This is a genomic window from Larkinella soli, from assembly GCF_003703975.1.
Lineage (GTDB): Bacteria > Bacteroidota > Bacteroidia > Cytophagales > Spirosomataceae > Larkinella > Larkinella soli.
On record NZ_QTJY01000013.1, the window covers coordinates 63,792 to 84,172 of the forward strand.

Annotated in this window: 18 protein-coding genes; 10 read left to right on the plus strand and 8 right to left on the minus strand. The window is 42.5% G+C overall.

Annotated elements, in window-relative coordinates; translation table 11 throughout:
• The first annotated feature begins 64 nt into the window (after positions 1-64).
• Positions 65-820 (plus strand): hypothetical protein, encoded by a 756-nt coding sequence (locus DX909_RS20935; protein WP_128547171.1) that lies wholly within the window; start codon positions 65-67, stop codon positions 818-820.
• Between the two features lie 42 nt (positions 821-862).
• Positions 863-1,504, plus strand: coding sequence for a hypothetical protein (locus DX909_RS20940; RefSeq protein ID WP_128547172.1), 642 nt, complete (start codon positions 863-865; stop codon positions 1,502-1,504).
• Here the strand turns inward: DX909_RS20940 and DX909_RS20945 are convergent.
• Positions 1,501-4,158 (minus strand): hypothetical protein, encoded by a 2,658-nt coding sequence (locus DX909_RS20945; protein ID WP_128547173.1) that lies wholly within the window; start codon positions 4,156-4,158, stop codon positions 1,501-1,503. The two genes, DX909_RS20940 and DX909_RS20945, sit on opposite strands and share 4 nt — an antisense overlap.
• Positions 4,159-4,419: 261 nt before the next feature.
• Here DX909_RS20945 and DX909_RS20950 point away from each other — a divergent pair, with 261 nt between their 5' ends.
• The 3 genes from DX909_RS20950 (at position 4,420) to DX909_RS20960 (ending at position 7,729) form a co-directional block, all read left to right on the plus strand.
• Entirely contained in the window at positions 4,420-5,160 is a 741-nt protein-coding gene (locus DX909_RS20950; protein WP_128547174.1) for a hypothetical protein, read from the plus strand.
• Between the two features lie 497 nt (positions 5,161-5,657).
• Positions 5,658-6,593, plus strand: a complete 936-nt coding sequence (locus DX909_RS20955; protein ID WP_128547175.1) for a HEPN domain-containing protein — start codon at positions 5,658-5,660, stop codon at positions 6,591-6,593.
• 386 nt (positions 6,594-6,979) lie between these two features.
• The gene (locus tag DX909_RS20960; RefSeq protein ID WP_128547176.1) at positions 6,980-7,729 is read left to right on the plus strand and encodes a hypothetical protein; all 750 of its coding nucleotides are present in this window, start codon (positions 6,980-6,982) and stop codon (positions 7,727-7,729) included.
• Positions 7,730-7,847: 118 nt separating this feature from the next.
• On the opposite strand, the gene DX909_RS20965 is transcribed toward DX909_RS20960, so the two are convergent.
• From DX909_RS20965 to DX909_RS20995, 7 genes are all read right to left on the minus strand, one after another.
• The gene (locus tag DX909_RS20965; RefSeq protein ID WP_128547177.1) at positions 7,848-8,237 is read right to left on the minus strand and encodes a hypothetical protein; all 390 of its coding nucleotides are present in this window, start codon (positions 8,235-8,237) and stop codon (positions 7,848-7,850) included.
• Between the two features lie 104 nt (positions 8,238-8,341).
• On the minus strand, positions 8,342-9,511 hold the full coding sequence (locus DX909_RS20970) for a hypothetical protein (RefSeq protein WP_128547178.1): 1,170 nt from the start codon (positions 9,509-9,511) through the stop codon (positions 8,342-8,344).
• Positions 9,508-9,921 (minus strand): LytR/AlgR family response regulator transcription factor, encoded by a 414-nt coding sequence (locus DX909_RS30130; RefSeq protein ID WP_374755870.1) that lies wholly within the window; start codon positions 9,919-9,921, stop codon positions 9,508-9,510. The genes DX909_RS20970 and DX909_RS30130 overlap by 4 nt, the downstream gene beginning before the upstream one ends.
• A complete protein-coding gene (locus DX909_RS20980) occupies positions 9,854-10,588 on the minus strand; it encodes an antA/AntB antirepressor family protein (RefSeq protein WP_128547180.1) in 735 nt (244 codons plus the stop codon). Before DX909_RS20980 ends, DX909_RS30130 begins: the two co-directional genes overlap by 68 nt.
• Positions 10,585-12,030 carry a phage integrase SAM-like domain-containing protein gene (locus tag DX909_RS20985; protein ID WP_128547181.1) on the minus strand — a complete coding sequence of 482 codons (1,446 nt, stop codon included), beginning with the start codon at positions 12,028-12,030 and terminating at the stop codon, positions 10,585-10,587. Before DX909_RS20985 ends, DX909_RS20980 begins: the two co-directional genes overlap by 4 nt.
• Positions 12,031-12,039: 9 nt before the next feature.
• Entirely contained in the window at positions 12,040-12,348 is a 309-nt protein-coding gene (locus tag DX909_RS20990; RefSeq protein ID WP_128547182.1) for a hypothetical protein, read from the minus strand.
• Between the two features lie 206 nt (positions 12,349-12,554).
• A complete protein-coding gene (locus DX909_RS20995; protein WP_128547183.1) occupies positions 12,555-12,779 on the minus strand; it encodes a helix-turn-helix domain-containing protein in 225 nt (74 codons plus the stop codon).
• Positions 12,780-13,095: 316 nt separating this feature from the next.
• Between DX909_RS20995 and DX909_RS21000 the strand changes: the two genes are divergently transcribed.
• From DX909_RS21000 to DX909_RS21020, 5 genes are all read left to right on the plus strand, one after another.
• Positions 13,096-15,432: a sensor histidine kinase gene (locus DX909_RS21000; RefSeq protein WP_128547184.1), complete on the plus strand. Its 2,337-nt coding sequence runs from the start codon at positions 13,096-13,098 to the stop codon at positions 15,430-15,432.
• A gap of 2 nt (positions 15,433-15,434) precedes the next feature.
• Positions 15,435-16,094 carry a DNA-binding transcriptional response regulator gene (locus DX909_RS21005; protein ID WP_128547185.1) on the plus strand — a complete coding sequence of 220 codons (660 nt, stop codon included), beginning with the start codon at positions 15,435-15,437 and terminating at the stop codon, positions 16,092-16,094.
• Positions 16,091-16,708, plus strand: coding sequence for an HNH endonuclease (locus DX909_RS21010; protein WP_128547186.1), 618 nt, complete (start codon positions 16,091-16,093; stop codon positions 16,706-16,708). Before DX909_RS21005 ends, DX909_RS21010 begins: the two co-directional genes overlap by 4 nt.
• Entirely contained in the window at positions 16,705-18,318 is a 1,614-nt protein-coding gene (locus DX909_RS21015) for an N-6 DNA methylase (protein WP_128547187.1), read from the plus strand. The genes DX909_RS21010 and DX909_RS21015 overlap by 4 nt, the downstream gene beginning before the upstream one ends.
• A gap of 508 nt (positions 18,319-18,826) precedes the next feature.
• On the plus strand, positions 18,827-20,086 hold the full coding sequence (locus tag DX909_RS21020; RefSeq protein WP_128547188.1) for a hypothetical protein: 1,260 nt from the start codon (positions 18,827-18,829) through the stop codon (positions 20,084-20,086).
• Positions 20,087-20,381 lie beyond the last annotated feature (295 nt).

A 20,381-nucleotide genomic window follows, 5' to 3' on the forward strand; every position in this document is an offset into this window, starting at 1 on the left:
CAAAAAATGATAATTTGATACCTGACGATCAACCATCTACACTTTTCTACCCTATCTTTTCATCATGGCGTCAGGTAATGGAAGCCAAGAGGCACAGAGTGGAGGCTCCGTTGAGTCTTCCAAAGCCGGGATATTCATAAATATTCCGGTTCAGGAGTCTTCTAAGGAAGCGAAACCAGCTTCTTGGCTAGAAAGTACCGAACAAGTCCTTAAGCTGTTAGGATTGATTGCTGGACTGTTTACTTGGCCGCTTGTTATTCTGGTTACCTTACTGATGTTTTATTCTCCTTTGAAGGAGGTTGTAGAAAAGCTGCCCAGAAAAATAGACTCCTCTCAAGAAGTAAGCTTTGGCTCTTTTTTATCCTTTAAAATAGATAAGCAGGCCCGAGCAGAGGGTAATGCAGAATTAGCTGCCATCATTAAGGGGCTTAGTCAGCCCGCCATCCAACTCTTACTTGGTGTTGGCAATGCTTCTCACCAAATTTTAAGTTCAGCCGAAAATGACACGGAAACCCTTAAGGACAGTGACTTCGAATCCTACAAAGAGCTTTTTAAGAATGAATTGATTGAACCTACCAACTACTCTGATGACATGGATCTGAAAGGATTCTTTGACAAGGTTGAAGGGCTGAATATCAAAGAGGAAAACCGTCTAGACTTAACTGAGCTTCCCTCTAGCGAACGTGAAGTAATTTCAAATTATACCGTTCAATTATCTGCTTCAGGAAGGCGGGCGTATGATATTATTATTTCGGTCATCTCAGAATCTATCTCCGGAGATATTCCTACAAAACAAGATTCTACTGATTCAAAGAATTAATTTCAAACCACATTAAATAAAAAAATAAAGAAGAGCTTTGTAATGGAACGTTTACAATATTTTTTAAAAACTTGGTTTTCACCAAGCTACATTGCCAATATTGTCGCCATTCTCGCTTTAATCGTTTCCGTGAGAAGTTGTCGACTCTCTCAAGCCTCTTTTGACCTTGCAAATGACGAGTACAAAACAAGTAGAATGCCGGTGTACACCGGCATTCTACAAGACTCCATTAAAGTGTTTAAACTTCATAGTACAGACCCATCGATTAAGTTGCAGATGGCAAAAGTTTATTACCCTCCTCAAATACGAAAAGATGTTTGGGATGTTTACCCTCCAGAGTATGAATTACATATGACAGGCATCCTGTTTGAATTACAAAGCTTTATTGAAAGTAAGGTAAAAAAGAAGAAAGATCATGTTTCTTTTGCACTTGACTGGAACATTCCATTCATTATAGAATCGCTATACGTAGCAAAAGGACGTTCTTACATTGACCGATCGCTATACTTGTTACGATTTGAGTTTTCTATTCCTGATGGAGCATATGAAAAGCCAGATATAAAATTTACAGCTATATCTTTTCTTGAACATTTGAAATCATCCGAAGATTCTCATAATCTGTTGAGTAGACTTTGGCAATCAGGTGGTATTACTATGCATCAAGACAAGTTCTTAAGTGATTAATTGAAGTCCAAAAAGCGGCAGAAGCGGTAAAAGTTCGGATCGGCGCTCGGATCCGTCTCAAAACGCAGGAATTGCCAGTTCGCATACAGATCACAGTCGTACGTCGGCGCCGTCTGGTACCGCTTCAGCATCTTGATCTCCACAACTTCCGAGCAGGGGTTGTATTTGATGCTGCCTCCCATGCGCAGCCAGCCCGTAACGTATTCGCCGTCCGGATTTTTCACGCTGATGTAGCCCCGGTGGATGACCTCGGGGACGTCGTCGCTGCTTGTCATGGCCGCCAGCAGGAGTTTCAGGTCGTCGCGGTCCACCCGGGCGGTCACATACACCCACTCGGGACTGAAAAACCGCCCTTCGACCTTTTCGATCTCACCCAGGGCAATGGGCCCCGACTCCCGGATCGTCTGTTTGTAGAAGTCGCCGGGCAGGCTCGGCGATTCGGCCCGCACCCGCGAGGTCATCGCCCCATTTTGCGAGAAAAACGTGCATTTCATCTCCTCAAACAGGGGCTTGTAGCGCAGGCCGTTCAAGAGAAACGGCGCATGCCGCCGGATGATGCGGGCGGGTGAGAGTTCGGCATTGACGACGGTGGCCGGGTCCGAAAGGCCGGTGATCTCCAGCCGCTCGTTGGTGCGGATCATCACCGGTTCCGTGCCGGACCGGAAGGTAATGGGGGTATAGGCCGACACGTTGGGAACCGTCTCGTTGGTGATGAATTCAACGCGGGTGCCGGTCAGCAGGCTCCGGCTAATTACATTGGTGATGATCAGAATGGCACCGGCGCCCGGGCCGGTCAGGATCGTGATGGCGACCCCGGTCCGCACGGCCGTTGTAGGCAGGAAGAACGTGGCGATCCGGCGCTGGTAGGGGATGCCCGGAAAGGTCTCTGCCGCCAGCGTCTGGAACTTGACCAGATTGGCGTGAACGGCCGTCTGCACATGCAGGATGAAGCCGTCGTCGTCGTAGGCGTGGGAATCCGTCGGCTGCTCGGCAAACTGCACGGTGCGGACCTGTTCGATAGCGGTACCGGCCCCGATCAGCGGGCATTTGATCTCCAGCGTCTGGCCGTAATTACGGATCGGAGTTTGATACGTCCGAATCGTATTAAATTCCTCCCGGACGCCCGGGCCGTCTTCCGGGTATTTCTCGTAGCCGACTTCGACCTGGTTATAGAGGTGATCGGTGGCGACCTCCTCGCGGTAGCTGAATACCTCGTCGATCTCCAGCATCTGCGAGTTCTGGTAGAAGTAAGCCCCTTCCTCGATCTGGACTTTATCCCCTTTGTATTGAATGCCGGCCGCGTGAAGCGAGGATAGGACCCCGATCAGCTGCTTCAGCGTGAATATCGGCGCCTTGGGCACCCCGCGGAGGCTGGCCCCGTTGGTGACCACGTATTCGGAGGCCGGGCCGGGGAAAGGGCCTTCGCTGCTCAGCAGGCTGCTGAGGATCGGATCCTCGCCGGCCGGCTGGTCGATGATGCAGCGCAGCACGTGTCGGATGGCATCGGAGAGAAACCACACCCGGGCCAGCGACGGTTCGGCCCGCGTCAGCGTCCGCAGCTTGATATGGACCAGCAGGGCGGTGACTGAGCAATTGATCTGGCGAGGCATCTTGTCCGCAGCTACATACAGGGCCGTATAAATGAAAACCGAATCCCCCTTATCCAGCGTCAGCGTTTGATTGATATGCACCTCCACGGTTTTTCGGCCTAAGTGGGTTTTCTCTCCTTGACCTCCCTGACGCGGGGCTACCTCCGTCTCCGTGCGTTCCCCAGTTTCTTTGACGACTACCATCAATGGGCGAAGGGTCCATGTTTTAAACCGGATCGCGCCAATATCAAAAGCACGCTTGGTAAAACTGACCTCCACCGTAAAAACCCAATCGAATTGGATTTCATAGGTTCCGTCTGCATCGGCTTTCAGGAAAGGAAACGAGCCGCCCTTCTCCGGGTCGACCTTTTCAGGGGTAATGCCCGCCAAAACACCGCCCGGATGCCGTTTCAGGGCGGTAATCGTCTCCGTATTGGTTTTGGCAGGCTCTCCTGGAACCGGAGGCACTTCGTCGGTATTGGGCAGGATAAAGTAGATCAGGGCCGGAACGCCGACCTGGGCCGGGGTATCGAAGTCTTCCCGCTGGATGCGGTTCGATTCGAGCGTTTGACGGATCGCTTGGCCCGGAAGACGTAATTCAATGTAGCTGGGAGGGACAATCGCCTTGCCATCCAGGGTAAGATTGGCATCCATCGACACCTTCGAGTCCCAACGGGCGTCAATCACCGAATGGATGGATTTCTGTTGAATAGAAGCCTCTACGCGGCCCGGTGAAACCACAATGCTTTCGCCCAGAATCACCCCCTCAAAGTCAATTTCTTCCGTACCGTCTTTGTGATGAAAGACTATCTGAAACCGCACGTCAAGGTCCGAGCCGTACTGGTAGTATTGTTGAGAAATCAGGTTGTGAGCGGGTTCACAGGTGAAGGTGAGTTTGATTTCATCCTCCCCATAGCCGTAAAGGAAGCCGTGTAATTTGGGGTCGGACTCCCCGACCAGCCGCAGGTCAGAGAATTTGATTGGTTCCCGGATAGTAGGAGAGACGACCGTGGGTTCATCGACGCCAACGGTTTTGATTACCGTAACTAAGCGAAAGGAATGCATAGGACTGCGAGTTGATGGGTGTATGGGCCGCAGTCCGGTAGCGGTTCAGTAAAGATATTGTTTTTCTTTAAGTGAGCATGATAAATTATGATCACACTAGGTTAACCACTGAAGTAGTGTGTAAAAACTTGACTTGATTAGAGGTTTTTGTAATTTACAAGTTAAGAAAGGGGCAAAAAAGTAATTTTTAAAATAAGCATATATAAATAATAAATTTATATCATATATATATACTTAGCCACCAAAACACTATAAAAGAAAATGGGAAAAAGAAATGAAAACAAAAGCTGGATCTTTTCGATTGAAGTCATTGCGGCAATTATTGGATTTATGGGCGTTATAGTTGGGGTAATGTTCTCGCCATTTGTAAATAAACTAGCTGAAAAGACTTTTGCGCCAAAAATCTTATTAAATTCTGGATTCGATAGATATTATTTTGGAATGCCTTATAATATTGTAATAGATAACTTGCCGGAGAAAATTAGATCAAATTTTCAAAACATCTCTTGGGACAACTTGCCAACGGCCCCAGAGTTTATTGACTCACTTTATGGTGAAAATATGCAATGCAGTAATGTACTTCCTTTAAAAGAAAGCGTAAGATATATTTATATTTCGTTAAAAGATGCCGACATTAAAGCTCTGCCTCCATCAATAAAAAGCGAAGAATATTTCAAATCTAGCTTTTTATTTTTTTATTTCCACCAAAAAAGACTTTTCAGGATAACGATAAGGTTTATGGGTCTTGAAGAAAAGGACCGTAAAAAAGCTCAAAATTCAGTTGAAAAGATTGATACTAAAAAAGTTTTGGAGAAATGCGTTAATTTCTTTGAAATTGATACTGATGAAATTAAAACAGCAAAAAATTCAAATAAAGGTTTTGTTGTTCTCTACAAAAGTGAATATTCAATATTAGTAGGTGAAGCAGCTACAGATAGCAGTGGATGCCACATTTCATTTATAAAGCCTTGCTCTCCAAGAGCATATGGCGAATTATATTAGCTGAGGTGAAGTCCTCATCTGTTAAATATTTACTAACCGGAAAGAAACCCGAAATTTGTAGCATTGGATGGGTTATTGAATCGTCAAACTGAAGACGGTCGGTTTCTCGACGCCGACGGTGATGATGGAGGTGACAAGCCTAAAGGAGTGCATAGGACTGCGAGAGAAGCAATTATATGTTCTGCAGTCCGGTAGCAGAAAGATGGCTAAATTTAAGTTATATTTCGAAAAACTCAATTATTCTTTAAATCCTGATAAATTATAAAGGATAACATATGGGAAGTTGATGTTACGGTAGGAAAACAATTTGATCCAGAATTTAAAATCCCTTTTTCATCATCTCGATTGCTAGCGCTGATCCGACTTTTAAACTAGCCGAACCTTTATAACATCATTCTTTAATGAAGTTAAGGTAAGACTATCTATAATCTTTCATTTATAAATGTTCACATATATCTCCTAATATGAAGGTTAACTTTATTTGCAGTACAATTTTAATGGAAATAGACCTTTCTGGTCAAAATTTCTTCGGAGTTTCCAACTATGTCCTTAATCAAGACTTAAATCTGATTGCCAAAGAGTTCAACGCTGACTATTTGGTCGAAGCCATAGGAAATATAGAATTTGATTTCTATATGAAGAACCCATTTTTTTATTCAAGAGCAGAATTCGAAAATAGGGAGCCTATATTTAGATGGACAGAAATTGACACCAATCTTTTGCAATATTTCATGTTTTGTTTATGGTTTGTTAAGGACAATAGTTCAAATATTTTACTTTTAACGGCGGTTTCTGACGATAATTATATATTAACTAATAGAAAGGAGACGTCTGTTAGTAATTCAGCGGGTGACCATACTTTAACTAAATTTACATATAAAGAGTTAGAAGAAGCATACGAGTTTTTATTAATTATTGATAAGATATCTTCTGTAAAAAGTATTGAAGATGCTCTTCAAGTTAAAAAGAGAGGTTTAATATTAAACCCAGATTATCATAGCGAAAAATATAATGCGAGAAATAGGATAGAAAGAGCGCTTCTGTTTCTTCAAATAGCAAGAAGTCAGTCATTTTTGCCTCCGAAAATATCATTCTATGTACTTGCAATTGAGTGTTTGTTTTCAGCAAATGATTTAGGAGAGATTCAACATAAAATTGCAGAGAGGGTTGCAATGTATATTGGAAGAAGTTCTACTGAAAAACAAATCATTTTTGAAAAGATAAAAAATGGTTACAAAATTAGGTCTAAGTACCTGCATGGCCAAACTTTATCTAAATCTCAAGACAAACTTGATGTTTTAATTGAAATTTCAAACGAACTCGATGATTTAGTAAGACAAATTTTAAAAAAAGTATTGCGTGAAGACTCAGCCAAATTTCTGCTGAAAGAGGAAGAGTTAACCTTGTGGTTTAATAGTCTTTTATTTGGTTGAATAGCTGTTTCTGCTTTAAGAGTGCTTCTCTTGGCTAAAAATTATGCCGGAGGGAATTTACAACCACTCATTAAGTCATTTCCCGACTTGAAAATTCGTCCACTTGGACTTGTGGGAACTTAGTTCAGGACTTTCAGTAACAGTTACTTAAGTGCCGCGCCTATTTGCACAGAATTCGCCGGAAAGTCAATCTCTATCACAGCCCGGCAGAAGCTTTTCCCTCCAACGCCTGTTTGTTAGGCCACTTTTTAGCGTAAATCAAAATAAGCTCAGCCACGGAATTCCCCGTTAAATAAATGACTGTCAGCCTTCTCCTGATAATTCATTAGGTTGAATTCTATTCTTGAGGACATTTATATCCTATCCACGACTAAAATCTTACTCTTATGGAAAAGCAAGAAGAACAAGAGAAGGAGATGCTCGAAAAAGACTATGCCGGGTTAATGGAGAAGTTGAAAAACGTCCGCCTTTTCGACTCTGATGATGAATTTGACATTTACAATCCCAGTAGATTTTTTTCTTTCCAGCAGCGGTTATTAGACGACCGGGACTTCTTTGCCAGGATACAGGGAGATATTCCTCAGCTTGGTGAATTTCGTCCTTTAAGAATGCACTCAAGGGAAATCGATATGTTTACTGTCCATCGTCCTTTTAGTGATGATTGGAGGTTTGTCAACTTTCAGTTTCCTTCTTACGTTCACACCGAGCCCTGGGGGCACGTTACAACCGGTAGTGTCTCGTTTGATTCGCCTTCTTTAAGTAGTATTGAAACTCCTCCCGGCGTTAGGCTGACTTATTACTTTACCCCCAGTTCAGGAGTGGTTTATTACCATGTCACCTTTGAGGTGGCTGTGTATGAGCCTGATTTTCGTGTTCTGGATACGACCGCCCGGTTTAGGATTATGGCTTTAGATGGTCCGTCTTTAGATTCGGATACGATCGTTTCTAGGACTCAGGTTATTTCGAATCTCGGAAGTACCACAGCACAGATTAGTTTAGGTATACCGGCCGGTTCAGCCAGTAGACAAGTTTTGACGATTTGGCTTTACTTGGAGTCTTGGCAAACCTCTTCCTTGACCTGGTCATTTCATAATGTTAAAGTTTCAGAGACCAGATTGATTTTCACTCCCAGATAAGCTTCAAATCTAACTAAGGGCAGATCAGCAGATGCTGATGATTTCTTTCATCTTCCGATAACTAAAAGAAGCCAGATCCCTGGCTTCTTTTAGTTTAACCATTTTAAGTTTTATTCTTTTATCGTCTTCCTAAATAACGATTCTGATTCTTTAGAATTCGCCGGGATGTGCCTTCCACGATTGTCCGGGTGAAGCCCCGCTCGTCGAAATCGACCTTGTCGAAGGGCAGTTTCTGCAGGTGGTTGGCCACGGATTGCCCTACGGCGTCGTAGTTGATGGCCATTCCCCGGCCGACCAGACCGGACTGATACGCCATGCGGTCGCGCCCTAGTTTCTGGTAGGCCATTTCGCCCTGCGCGATGCGGGAAAGCATCCCGGAGGCCGCAAACGCCCGGTCGTCCGACAGCAGCCGTTCGGTCAGATGGTTGGGCAGGATGATGTCGTCGCGGCCGACGTTGATCAGCGACGGGCCGTCGACCAGCTCCACGCCCGACCGGCTGAACCACAACTCCCGGCCGGCCTCCCCGGCGATGGCCGGTCCTTCGAAACGGTCGAGATTGTCCAGCCCTTTCCCGTCCTTGTACTGGGGGATCGGACGATATAATTTTGACTTCAGGAGTTAAAATCACTGACTAAGAGGTTTCTTCTTTTTTTATAGTAATGTTGGTTATAGTGCTTTCGACAGTAATACAGACTTTTTTTTGTTGGACTATCACACAACATGCAAACCCTAATGGGTTTATGTTGTAACTGAGGTGGCTTTCTGGGTCTTAAAATTCGGTTCGCGTATGCGTCAAGCCTCGCCTTTTTTCTTTGTAGATAGATTGTCGCGCCGTGATACATGTAATTGTATAACCTCAAAACCTGCTGCCTGCCACCAACTAAAATTGTAATAATTTTTAAATAGCCGTCCGGGTGGGAAATTCGCCTTTGAAAATATACATCACATTTAGCCATTAAAAACTCCCTTAGTGGATCAATAAAGTCCATATGCCCAATAAATCCAGCAGTACACCTGAATGTGGTTCTGCTCTTATCATTGCTGCGAAGAAGTACAGTTTCAGGATTAGTTATCCACCCATCGCCATCAAAGAAGCCTCTAACAAAGTGATGTATAAGGGACGGGTCAATAAAGTCAGGAAAAGAAATATTATAAGTCTTTCGTGCGTTTATCCCCCACCTTTCTAAAGCGCCGGACATACGCTGGTTCTTAATCTGGATTTTGCAGTACCTGTGTACATGACCCTTTTTCTTAGGGCGCTCTTCTCCGTAAACAAGCGGCTTGTCGGGATATACCAACCTGTTGAGCCTTTCCATCAATTCCGCATCTCCTTGTTGTAGCATCAGCACAATCAGGTTTTTCTCTGGCAAGTGATATCCATCGGCGTAAAGCATCCCGAGAAAATACGCTTTTTCCTCTGTGTCTATGCGATCAAAAAAGTCCTCATTGATTGCATAGCGCCTGTTTCTAAGGGATCGGTCTCGAATTGGTACATTGCGCCTCTTTAATGTATTGAATATGGTCATAGGAGAAAGGCCGAATAGCTTAGCGACTTTCCCCAACGGCTTGCCTGAAAGGTACTCTTTGGCAATTTCCTCCGCGATACCATCGGTTTTCGATATTGATCTGATGGAAACTTCATTTTTTTTCAGGACATAGGTCACCGCCTTCCGGCTTGCGCCCATTCGTTCAGCGACTTCCCTCTGATTGAGTCCAGACAGATACAAATCAATTATTTGGGCATCCATCCCTTTTAGTTTCCCTGATTGCTTATTGCTCATCTTTTGATTGACTTTTTGAATGCTACAGATAATCGACGCGATATAGGTATCCTTTCATTGTTACCAAGCTTCGCAAACACCTCTCCTTGACCATTTTGGCGTATCTCGGATATAAGCGACTCGTTCACTAGATGCGACCGATGTATCCTTATAAAGCCGGGCAGTTCCCTCGACAGTCGCGCGAGGTGAATGGCGATCAGGTGCTTCCGCCCATTCTTTAAAATAAGCCAGCTATAGCTTCCGGCCGCTTCAAAGCGCACGATCTGGCTGAGGTAGACCCAGTCCGTATTCGCCCCGATGCGAAGCGTGAAGACGGCAATTTTAACGGGCTTAGCGGGCCGGTCACGGAGTGTAGTCATGGTAGAAGAGTTCAGACATAATGATGCCGTACAGCTTTTCCAGATGCCCATGCCGCTCGGCGACCTCCAGCAGCGAGACGCCCGGTTGTCGCCGGTAGCCCCGGATGTTGACCCGGTAGAGCTGGTAGAGCCGGTCATAGAGCCAGTTCCAGGCTTCATGCTGGGGAATATCCCGCTCCCCGCAGTAGTCGTTGATGAGCTTGTTGATTTCCTCCCGGCTGGAGGGTTGGGGCGGGGCGACCGGAGCCGGTTGAGAATACCGACCGCCCGTGATCAGGTGCGTGACCAGCGTTTCCAGCTTCGCCAGACGGCCACTTTGCTCGGTGAGTTGCTGGGCGTGGTTGACCAAGAGGGCTGCTTGCTGGAGCATCAGTTCCGCCGAACCGCCCGCCACCGCTTCGGGGGCGGGAACGGTCTGCTGCAACTGCTTTTCGCATTCGATGAAGTAGCGCCGGGCCTGTTTGCCCTTCTCGTTACCCTCCACCATCGCCAGTTCCTTGGCCGCTTCCAGCGTCAGGGCGTAGTCCAGTTCGGGCCGACCTTTTTCTAAAATTTTAGAAATAACCACAAAGTCCTGCCCCTCAATCAAGTCATACTTCTCAATCCGGTTTTTCATCCAATCGGCAAACTTGGAGCGGATTTGAAGGAAGCCGTGCAGGGTCCGGGCGGAAACGACCGCCCGGCCTTCTTTCTGTTCAATGGGAATCAAGGCGTTCATTGGAGAGATAGTGTTTGCGGGTGGTAAGGGTTGGTCTGGGCCATCTGGCTAAGCAGTAGCTGCTCTCCGGCATCGACGTACTTCGTCAGCATTTCGGACGAGGTATGCCCCGCGTTCGCTTGCAGGACCAGCGTAGGCGTTTTCAGCATCGCCCGGTGCGTCAGACCCGTATCGCGGCCCATGCCGAAGGTCAGCCGGATCGGCTTTCCTTTGCTGTCCCGAAGGCCCGCCAACAGGCTGATCTGCGTCAGCCGGGCATGGTACAGACTGTAACCGGCGTACTTTAGCCCCTTCACCCCGCCCCACTTCGCCAGAAGCCTCTCGGCGCGGGGCGTCACATCGACGTACATGTGAATGTCGGCCCGGCGCTGTTTGACGCGTGGGTGAATGAAGTACCTGCGGCCGCTGACCGGATCGGTCTTAAAGTGCATCGTGGGCAGTTCCATGAAATCGGCATGATGCAGGCAGAGTTCCGCCGCCACCAGCCAGCTTTCGAGGTAGTGTTGCAGGTCGTGGGGTAAGTCCAAGCGTTCAAGGAAGTCCATTTGCTCGAAGGTCAGCGGTTTGGGGCTGGCTTTCGACTTACCCCCGTTGCGAACCGCATGCAGGGGGTTGTATTTCAGATAGCCTTTCAGCACCGCATAATCCAGCAGTTGACGAAGGAAGGTCACCGTGTAGGCGATGGTGGAGTGTTTGACCGGCCGGCCGTAGCGGGACACCTGTCGCTGCAAAAATTCTTTCAGGTTGACTGCATCAGCGGCCGTTACCTCCAGCAGGGATCGGTCGACAAGGTTGGCCTCCCTGAGGAAGGTTTCGATCAGCTTCCAGCGGTAGCCATACGACTGGTAAGTGGCGGTGCTGATTTGCTCTCCGTCCCGCGTAAACCGGTTGTCGTTGATGAGTCTGCCCCGCACGGCGATAAACTCCCCGTAGAGGCTTTCCAGCGTGACGACCTTCCGGCGAATGCCTCTGAGCAGATCGGTGGCTTCCTTGCGAAAGGTATGCTGCACTTCCGCGTCCGGGTGAAAGGCTTCGGTCTGAGGGTCGAAACCCGTGCGCTGGTGGCGTTTCTGCATCCACACGGCCAATAGGTAGAGGTTCCGTGGGGTCGGCCCAATCTTCTCCTGCATCAAGAGCAGGTGAGCCAGTTCCAGCCTCCGGCGAAAGCCTTCGATCTTGGTGTTGAGGTCAATGGAGTCGGGCCGGTTGGGAAAGCGGTAGCGGTTCTCCCAGACGGGCCGGGTGGTTTCGATCTTTGTTGACCGGGGGGCGGAAGCTTCTTCGCCCAAGAAAATCAGCACCTGAACCCTTCCCGCCGGGCTGGTTTGCAGGGTACGGCGGTTCTTTCGAAACTCGAAGCGGCAGCGCAGGGGCTTCTGGGAGAGCGTGGTGTAGAGGGCGGGCCCGAAGAAGGGGCCCGCCTGAGCGTTATATGCATTCATGGGAAAGAATCAGTTTTGGGAGAAGCGGTAGGGAAAGGTGTCGGCCGTAGCGGGCTTAGGCTGGGGCAGCTGGTTTTTCAGCAGGGCCAGCAAGCGGTCAATAAGCCGCTTTTGGGAATCAATCACCTGATCGCGGTGGTCGATATGGCGATTCAGCAGCTTTTCGCGCCGGGCCAACTCCTGAAAGTAGAGATCAGCGGGGTAGAAAACGCCGGTTTCGCCGGGGAAGATGCGGGGCCGCAGGTCCGGGGAGGTGGGGCCAGGTTGGGGCGCACTTGCGCCAAAGGAGGCATTGTCGTAGTTTTGCTCCGTACTCATGACATGAACGTGTTTTGGGTGTCACAAGCCCCTTCGCTGACGTCGCCAAACTGATAGCGTTGGGGTTTTTTGTTAGGGGTTGGCTTCCTTCATACGGTCCAGCGGGCAACCGGGTTGGTGCTATTCCGCCTTTTCTGATTTGAGCCGTTTCCGTATTACAAAGGTAAGCAATCCTTGCATATATGCAAGGGAAATAAGCAAAAAAATTACTGCGTTTTGATATTTATCTCTAACTCAGCATTCAATGCTTTGGCAATTGTTTTCAAGGTGGCAACTGTAAAATTATTCTTTCCAACCTCGTACCCAGCAACGGTGGACTCAGAGACACCGAGTTTTTGAGCAAAGGTAGCTTGAGTATACCCCTGCTTCTTCCTTAAATCCTGAATCAGCTTACCCAATTCTTTTGATGTGATTGGCATTACAGAGATCATTTTGAGCTAAAGTGGAAGAAAGAAATTCATCAAAACAAAGATCAAGCATTTAATTATTAAAGTTGGAATTTGCCTTAACAAAAGGCAATAAAAAAATTAATGAAGCACAGATAAAAAATATCAATGAAAGATTAACTTTGAAACCTAAAAAAATGCAAAAAATAATTATACAAAAACTTCAAAAAGTGAAATGAAAAAAGAACCAAACTTGTACAATCAAACAGGAAAATGCTCTTAAATACCTAACACCAAAATTATCAATTAATTAAAATTGATAAAATGTTTTATTATTTGTTAAAAATAAAGAAAGAGATTTATGGACAAAAGTGAAAAAGAAACAATAGATGAATTGTTAAAAAAATTAAAATCAGAAGACCTGGATTATAGAGAAATAATTCGTCTATCGAATCAATTATCCAAATATGACACAAAATACCAAAGATTTGTTATAGATGCAAAGACACTAATCCATTTAGGGAGAGATAGCATAAAGGACCACACAACAGCATTACTTGAACTAGTAAAGAATAGTTACGACGCAGACGCAAAAAATGTAATTGTTGAAATATATTCAAAAGGTGAAGAGAAGTATATAAGAGTAGCAGACAATGGTTTTGGAATGAAAAAAGAGGAGCTGTTAAATAATTGGTTAAGAATCGGATTTTCTAATAAAAGACAGTCAAAGTTAAGTAATTTAGGCAGGAGGAGGACAGGCGAAAAAGGCATTGGAAGAATTTCAACTGATAGATTAGGTTCAAAATTAGTATTAAAAACAAAAAGTAGTGATGATAAAATAGTTGGCTTAAAAGTAGATTGGGATGATTTTGATACAGAAGGGAAAGACGTATTTGATATAAATGTAGAAATATTCGAGCCTATTGAAATTGATATCCCTAAAAATGAAATTAACAATTCATTAACTGGAACAGAAATAATAATAACAAACTTAAGACAAAATTGGACTGAAAAAAATGTAGAAAATTTATACAATGAACTTTCCTCATTAACCCCGCCATTTGAAGATATAAAAGATTTTTCAATAGAATTAAAAAATGATATATTATCATCATTATCAAAAAAAGTAAGTACTGAATTTCTTAAGGCTGCAGAAATAGAATTAACACTTATATATGATGGAAAAGGAAAAGGCCTACTTTACACTATCAAAGATAAGCATCAAAAAGAAGAAATAGTTAAGGAAATATCTTGGCAAAATTTAATACAAAAAACATTTTCAAGTAACGAGCAAAACCAAATAAGTGAAGATCTGAGCTGTGGACCGGTAACAATAAAACTATTATTCTTTTTAAGGTCTGCTACAGCCGTAGCAGATTTAGATTTTAAATTGGCAGACCTAAGAGAATTTTTAAATGTAAATGCTGGCCTTAAAATATATAGAGATAATGTTGCCGTAAAGCCTTATGGATTTCCAAGTTCACAAAATGGATTTGATTGGCTTAGCTTAGCAGAAAGAAAAGCAAAAGATCCTGGTGGTATTGGGCGAGAAGACGGAGGTTTGGTTTTACCATACCAAATTGTTGGCGCAATATATATAACAAGGGATAACAACATTGCACTTACTGATAGTGCAGCTAGAGAAGGACTAGTAGAGTCAGAAGCCTTCAATGATTTAAAAAATTTGGTAATGGGTTCTATAGTGTTATTAGAAACTCACAGAGCCGATTTATATCAAATGCTAGATAAGGAGAAAGAGACAAAAACACTAACTTCATCAAAAGAAAAAGAGTACATTAGAGATAAATTTTTAGTTGTAAAAGCAGGGTTAAATACGCTAAAAGAGGCAATTCAAGAGCAAGGTGACACAAAAATTAAAGATGAAAGCTTACAAATAGTAGAAAGTGCATCAGAGACGGTTTCTAAAGTTGAAATAATAGTTGAGAAAACTATAACTGAATTACTAGCATGGAACAGGGTTTTAAGTGGTTTGGCAACTTTAGGAATATCATCTGCAGTATTTGGTCATGAAACGGAAAATTCAATTTCACAAGTTTTAAACTCTACCCATACAGCAAAGTTAATTTTAAATCAAATAACGCCTAATATTGAAGATGCAGTACAAGAAATAGATAAAGCCTTAGCGCATTCAACAAAAGTATCTGCTTGGGGTGCATATGCACTAACAAGAGTGCAAAAAGAAAAGCGAAGTAAAAAAGCATCAAATATTACGAGAATAATTGAAGCAGTAGTAAAAGAATTAAAGCCTGCATTTATGGCGGCTTCAATAGAAATAAAAGTAATAGGCGAAATGATTGTTAGTAAAACCTATGTAATGGATATTGAATCAATACTAATAAATTTACTAACAAATTCGTACACAGCAGCGACACAAAAACCAGGTGATAGAAAAGTTAAAGTTGAAGTAGCAAGAGAAGACAAGAATGGACAAATCGGGTATTATTTTGCGGTATCAGACTCTGGCCCAGGAGTAGCAAAAGAGTTTAGAAAGAGGATTTTCGATCCACTTTTTTCAACAAAGAATAGTAGTACAAATGCAAGTAAAAGTGTAGGTACTGGTTTAGGGCTTACAATTGTTTCCTCCATAGTAGCTGAGTTAAAAGGAACAATTGAGGTTGATATAGATCCAATACTTAAAGGCGCAAGATTTAAAGTTTGGTTACCAAAGGAGAAATAGCCATGGCAGGAAAAATTGCAATAATTGACGATAACAAAGACCAAAGAGAAACCTTACAGAAGGCATTAAAAATTTTGCTTTCGGCAAATGGAAGTGATCTTGATGTTATAACAGTCTTTCCATTTGAAAACCTTGAATTATATTCAAAATGGATTTTAGATGAAGAAATATGTGTTTTAATATTTGATGAAAAAATGCATGATGGGAGGGAAGATGGACAAGGCCCTGTACATTATAAAGGCAGCGACTTAGTTGATACAATCAGACAGGTTTTTAAAGATATTCCTATATTTACAGTCACTGCTTATGCAAATGATGAAGAATTGCGTGCCAAATTTGGGCATTTTGAACAAATTATAAATCGAAAAGATTTTATTTGGTTTGGAGATAGGTATGTAAATATAATAATAAGGGCCAGTCAAAGATATCTAGATCAAAATCAAAAAGAAATGGCAGAATATAATTCTTTGACTAAACTCGCTGCCCTTGGAGATATAGATCAAAAGGACTCTGAAAGACTTGAGGCGCTTCAAATAAAGTTAAGCCTTCCTGTTATAAATACACTAAAAGATAGAGGAGAATGGATTAGGAAATATGAAAGCCAAATAGATGCACTTAATCAATTATTACAGACAGTTCAAGCGAAAGTCAAAAAGTTATGAATTGGAAACTTATACTAAAAAAAGCTGAAAATCAGCCTAAAACTGGAACTTATTCAGATTGGAAGGAACAAATTGCTGAGGAGTGCTTTCATCGATGCGTATACTGTTCAATCCCCGAATCTCAATTTGGCGGGATTAATAATTACCATATAGATCATTACCGGCCTAAATCGCTACCAGAATTTATTCATTTGGAAAATGACATTTTGAATTTATTTTATGCCTGCCCTATTTGTAATAGGTTTAAAAGTAACGATTGGCCGAATGATTCTGATGATCTTGAACTTGTATGTTATCCAGATCCATCTAAAATAGATTATTCGCATTTATTTAAAATGGATGATAATTTCTTATTACATGGCAATGTAGTTGCCGCAAGATATTTAGTTGAAAGGTTATTTTTGAACCGTGCTCAGTTGGTTTATGAACGAAAAGAGTTAACACTTATAAAAAAAGCAGCTCTTTTAATTGATGAAATAATGAAAATAATTGGCAGAATTGAAGATAAAGAGTTACTTTTGGAAGCATTTGTATTAATTGGGGAATTACATAATACTTTAGCTGAGAAAGCTGAAGTTAGACCTTACGAACTTTTTGAAATTAGGCGCCCTTGAACATTAAAGAAATTGGATCATATTATACTCCCGACTTTTTGGCAAAGTTTATTATTAACTTTGTTAAAGAAAGCTTAAACACTTCTGGGAGTTTATCCATCCTTGAACCAAGTGTTGGGGATGGTGCATTCCTTAAAGCTTTTTTAGAAAATAATTTTGGTAACTCCTCCGATATAAAGTTCACTTCAATTGAGTTAAATGATCCTGAGTTAACTAAGGCAAAGAATATTTTTAATTTTTACTCTCAAGGTAAAAACCTTTCTAATTTTCAATTCTTTAATCAGGATTTCCTTGATTGGCAAAAAGATTGTAATGATAGATTTAATTTAATTATTGGTAATCCTCCATATATTAAATCAAATTTGTTAACATCAGAACAAATTTCTAACTCTCACTTGATTTTTACTTCAGCAGGATTAAATGAAAAATTTTTTAAAAATATATGGTCTTCTTTTTTGATTCGATGTACTCAACTTTTAACTGAAAATGGCATTTTAGCATTTGTTTTACCAGCAGAATTCTTACAAGTTAATTTTTCAAAACAAATTAGAAAGTTTCTAAAATCTCAGTTTGATAGAATTGAGGTTTTTACTTTTAATCAATTAATGTTTGAATCTACTGGCCAAGATACTATAATTTTATTTGGCTATCGGGAATCTCAAAAGCAAAAGGGAATTTATTTCTCTAACGTTTCTGATATCTCTCAATTGGAGGAACAAAGTTTTTTTTTGAATGAAAACGTAGCCTTATCTAATTCTGAAACTAAATGGACTCACCATATTCTATCTTCAGATGAAATCAGTTTTCTTTATAATTTATATAATTCGGTAAACAAGATTAAAGATTTTTGTAGTTCCAAACCTGGCGTTGTTACTGCAGCTAACGACTTTTTTATTGTATCTGAAAAGGTAGAAAATTTTTATAATCTTAATCATTTTACTGAACCAATTATCCAAAAAGGCGCTTTTGTCAACGGTAGCGTTATTTTCTCAGGGGAAGATTATGCAACTTTGGTAAAATCTGGGAAGCCTTCAAAATTCCTTCGGTTAAGTGAGGATTCTATCTCTTCTTTTCCGCCTAGCGTTATTGAATATTTATCTTTAGGCTTAAATAAAAAAATTCATACAAGACATAAATGTGGAAAACGAAAGGTCTGGTTTATTGTCCCAAATATTGTACCTCCTGGTCATGGTCTTTTCTTTAAAAGATGCCATAGTTATCCTAAACTTCTTGTTAATGAGGCAAATATTCTTGTTACTGATGCCGCTTATAATGTTTACATGAAAGATAATTTCAATATTGAATCATTGGTATTTTCTTTTTACAATTCTCTTACACTTACATTTGCCGAGTTATTTGGACGATATTATGGAGGAGGGGTTCTTGAACTTACTCCTAATGAGTTTAGGGATTTGCCACTTCCTTATAATTCAATATCATTATCTGCTTTTAAGCAATTTAGCGATGATTTTAAACTTAAACACTCGATTTTCGATGTAACTTCTTTAAATGATTTCTCTATATTTAAAAATTCATTAAAAATAGATTCTGAAACAATTTTGAAAATCAACGAAATTAAATCAAAACTTATTTTAAAAAGACTCCGTTAAATTGTATTTTTACCTTTGATTCTCTATAAAAATTCTTGTAATCTTGGGTGCAGTTAATTAATATTTTTATATTTTATATTATTTTAAATTTTTCTGGTTTCCTCTTTCATGTAATTGTTTGCTTGTATATATTCTTTGGTCTTTTTATTTTATTCAGCCCTCTCTCTTACCTACCTCGATTTAAGGTTTTGGCGTCGATTTACTTTGGCTGGCTCTTAAACTATTTGTTTCAGCTTTTATTTTCCTGACTTCCGCTTTTCTGATTGTTATCATGTTTTTTTGCCTAAGGGCTTACTAATACTCTCAGGTTTTACTCTGAGCCGGTGAATTTATCCCTATTCCGTTCTTGAAAGAGGACTTTTCCTTTATGGGTATTGGTCTAAGTGAGCAAAAAGGGCAAATTTCCCCTGATATACGGGAATTTTACCCTTGACGGTCGATCCTGCCTGAGCCAACTTTATCACCTCATTCTATAATGGTCGTTTGTTCATCTAATCCAGATGAGGTTATGAAGCTACTTCTACTCTTCCTGCCTGCGTGGCTTGTTTTTGCGGCCACCTACGTGCAACCCGAGATTAAATTTACCAAAGTGAATTCTTCTTTCATGCGTAAGCCCGGTGTGGTCACACAGGCCGTTGGGCTTACGGCAAAGAAGGTGACTACCGCTCAAAATGTCACCATCAAACGGCTTTCAGGTCCGGGCAGTGGCGTAAGTCTTCACACTGACCCTACCGTTCATTCGTTTTCAACGCCAGGTGAATCCAGTTGGTCCGTTATTTTGGATGTCTCGGATGATACGACTAAAAAAGACACCGAATACCACACCTTAGAGCTAACCTATACTTATCTGGACGCGGCCAATAATTCAGTCACCAAGACAGAAACCCATGTGGTGGCCTTGACCGCTTTCCGGGAGGACCCACCGGCGCCGGTGCTGATCCGGGATGATGTGCTGCTGTTTACCGGCTCGAATATCGATCCGGCTAATGATGGGGCCGCTCTGACCAGCTTTTCCTTTGAAACCATCTTTAAACTCGATTTAGGGAAAGGCTTCCATATGCGGCTGGGGGGCTATTCTAACCGAAACTTCTCTACAGACTCCGCGACGGCTTTGCCTCAGACCCGGTATATTACAACCACTCCCGGCATCCCGGCAGAGGTTGGTAAGACCCAGCTAGTAGTGCAGCGGTTCGTTCAGGATGTGCGGACCACCACCCGCAGCGCCGGGTTATATGCGGATCTGTTTTATACCTTAGCGGGTAAGAAATCGAAAGACTTCCGGCTGTCAGTCACCAGTCATTTTGAGTATGTCCGGCGTAAGATCATTCCCACCGTGGCCTTTGTCAACGTAGGAGACACCGATACAATAACCTATACGCAAGCGCTGGCTGATCGAAGAATTGTGATTCAGAGTAGCCTGACGACCAGTGAAAACGCTTTTGTCCCAAGACGAAACCTGGATCAGTATTTTATCACCGCAGGGATCGCCATTGAGAAGGCTACCCGGTTATTTGACATATTCTTTCAACCTTTAGGAGGGGTAGTGGTTAACAACTTGAAGTATTCACACCGGCCCAACCAGCTATTTGTCAGCAGTTATTTTACACTAGGCGTTAGAGCGCAGGCCACCATCAAGCTGCTGGATGTGACGCTGGCGATTGACTTAAAAGACATCAATACCTCCAGTCCGTTTACGAATGTCTCCATCGGCATCCCGGTTTCCGGTAAAAAACTGACCGAACGGGTAAAAGAATTGTCAGGAGGCTGAACCAAACCAAGAATAGAAGCCCCGAAGGTTGTCCTTCGGGGCTTTTGCCTCTTGAGCAATGAATATTGAGCAAAAACACACCGGAAGGCTTCCGGTGTGTTTTACTTTTAAGAAGATAAATTCTATATGATAGATAAGAATAATTACCTTAGAGTCAAGCTGAAAACATATCTAATAGGATGATACCCATTTATTTAACGAGGTATGTAAATATTTTATAGGGTATCTTATATTAATTAAACAATGGAAATTGTCCTTAAAAAATTAATATATGATAGATATATCCGCTGAGTAT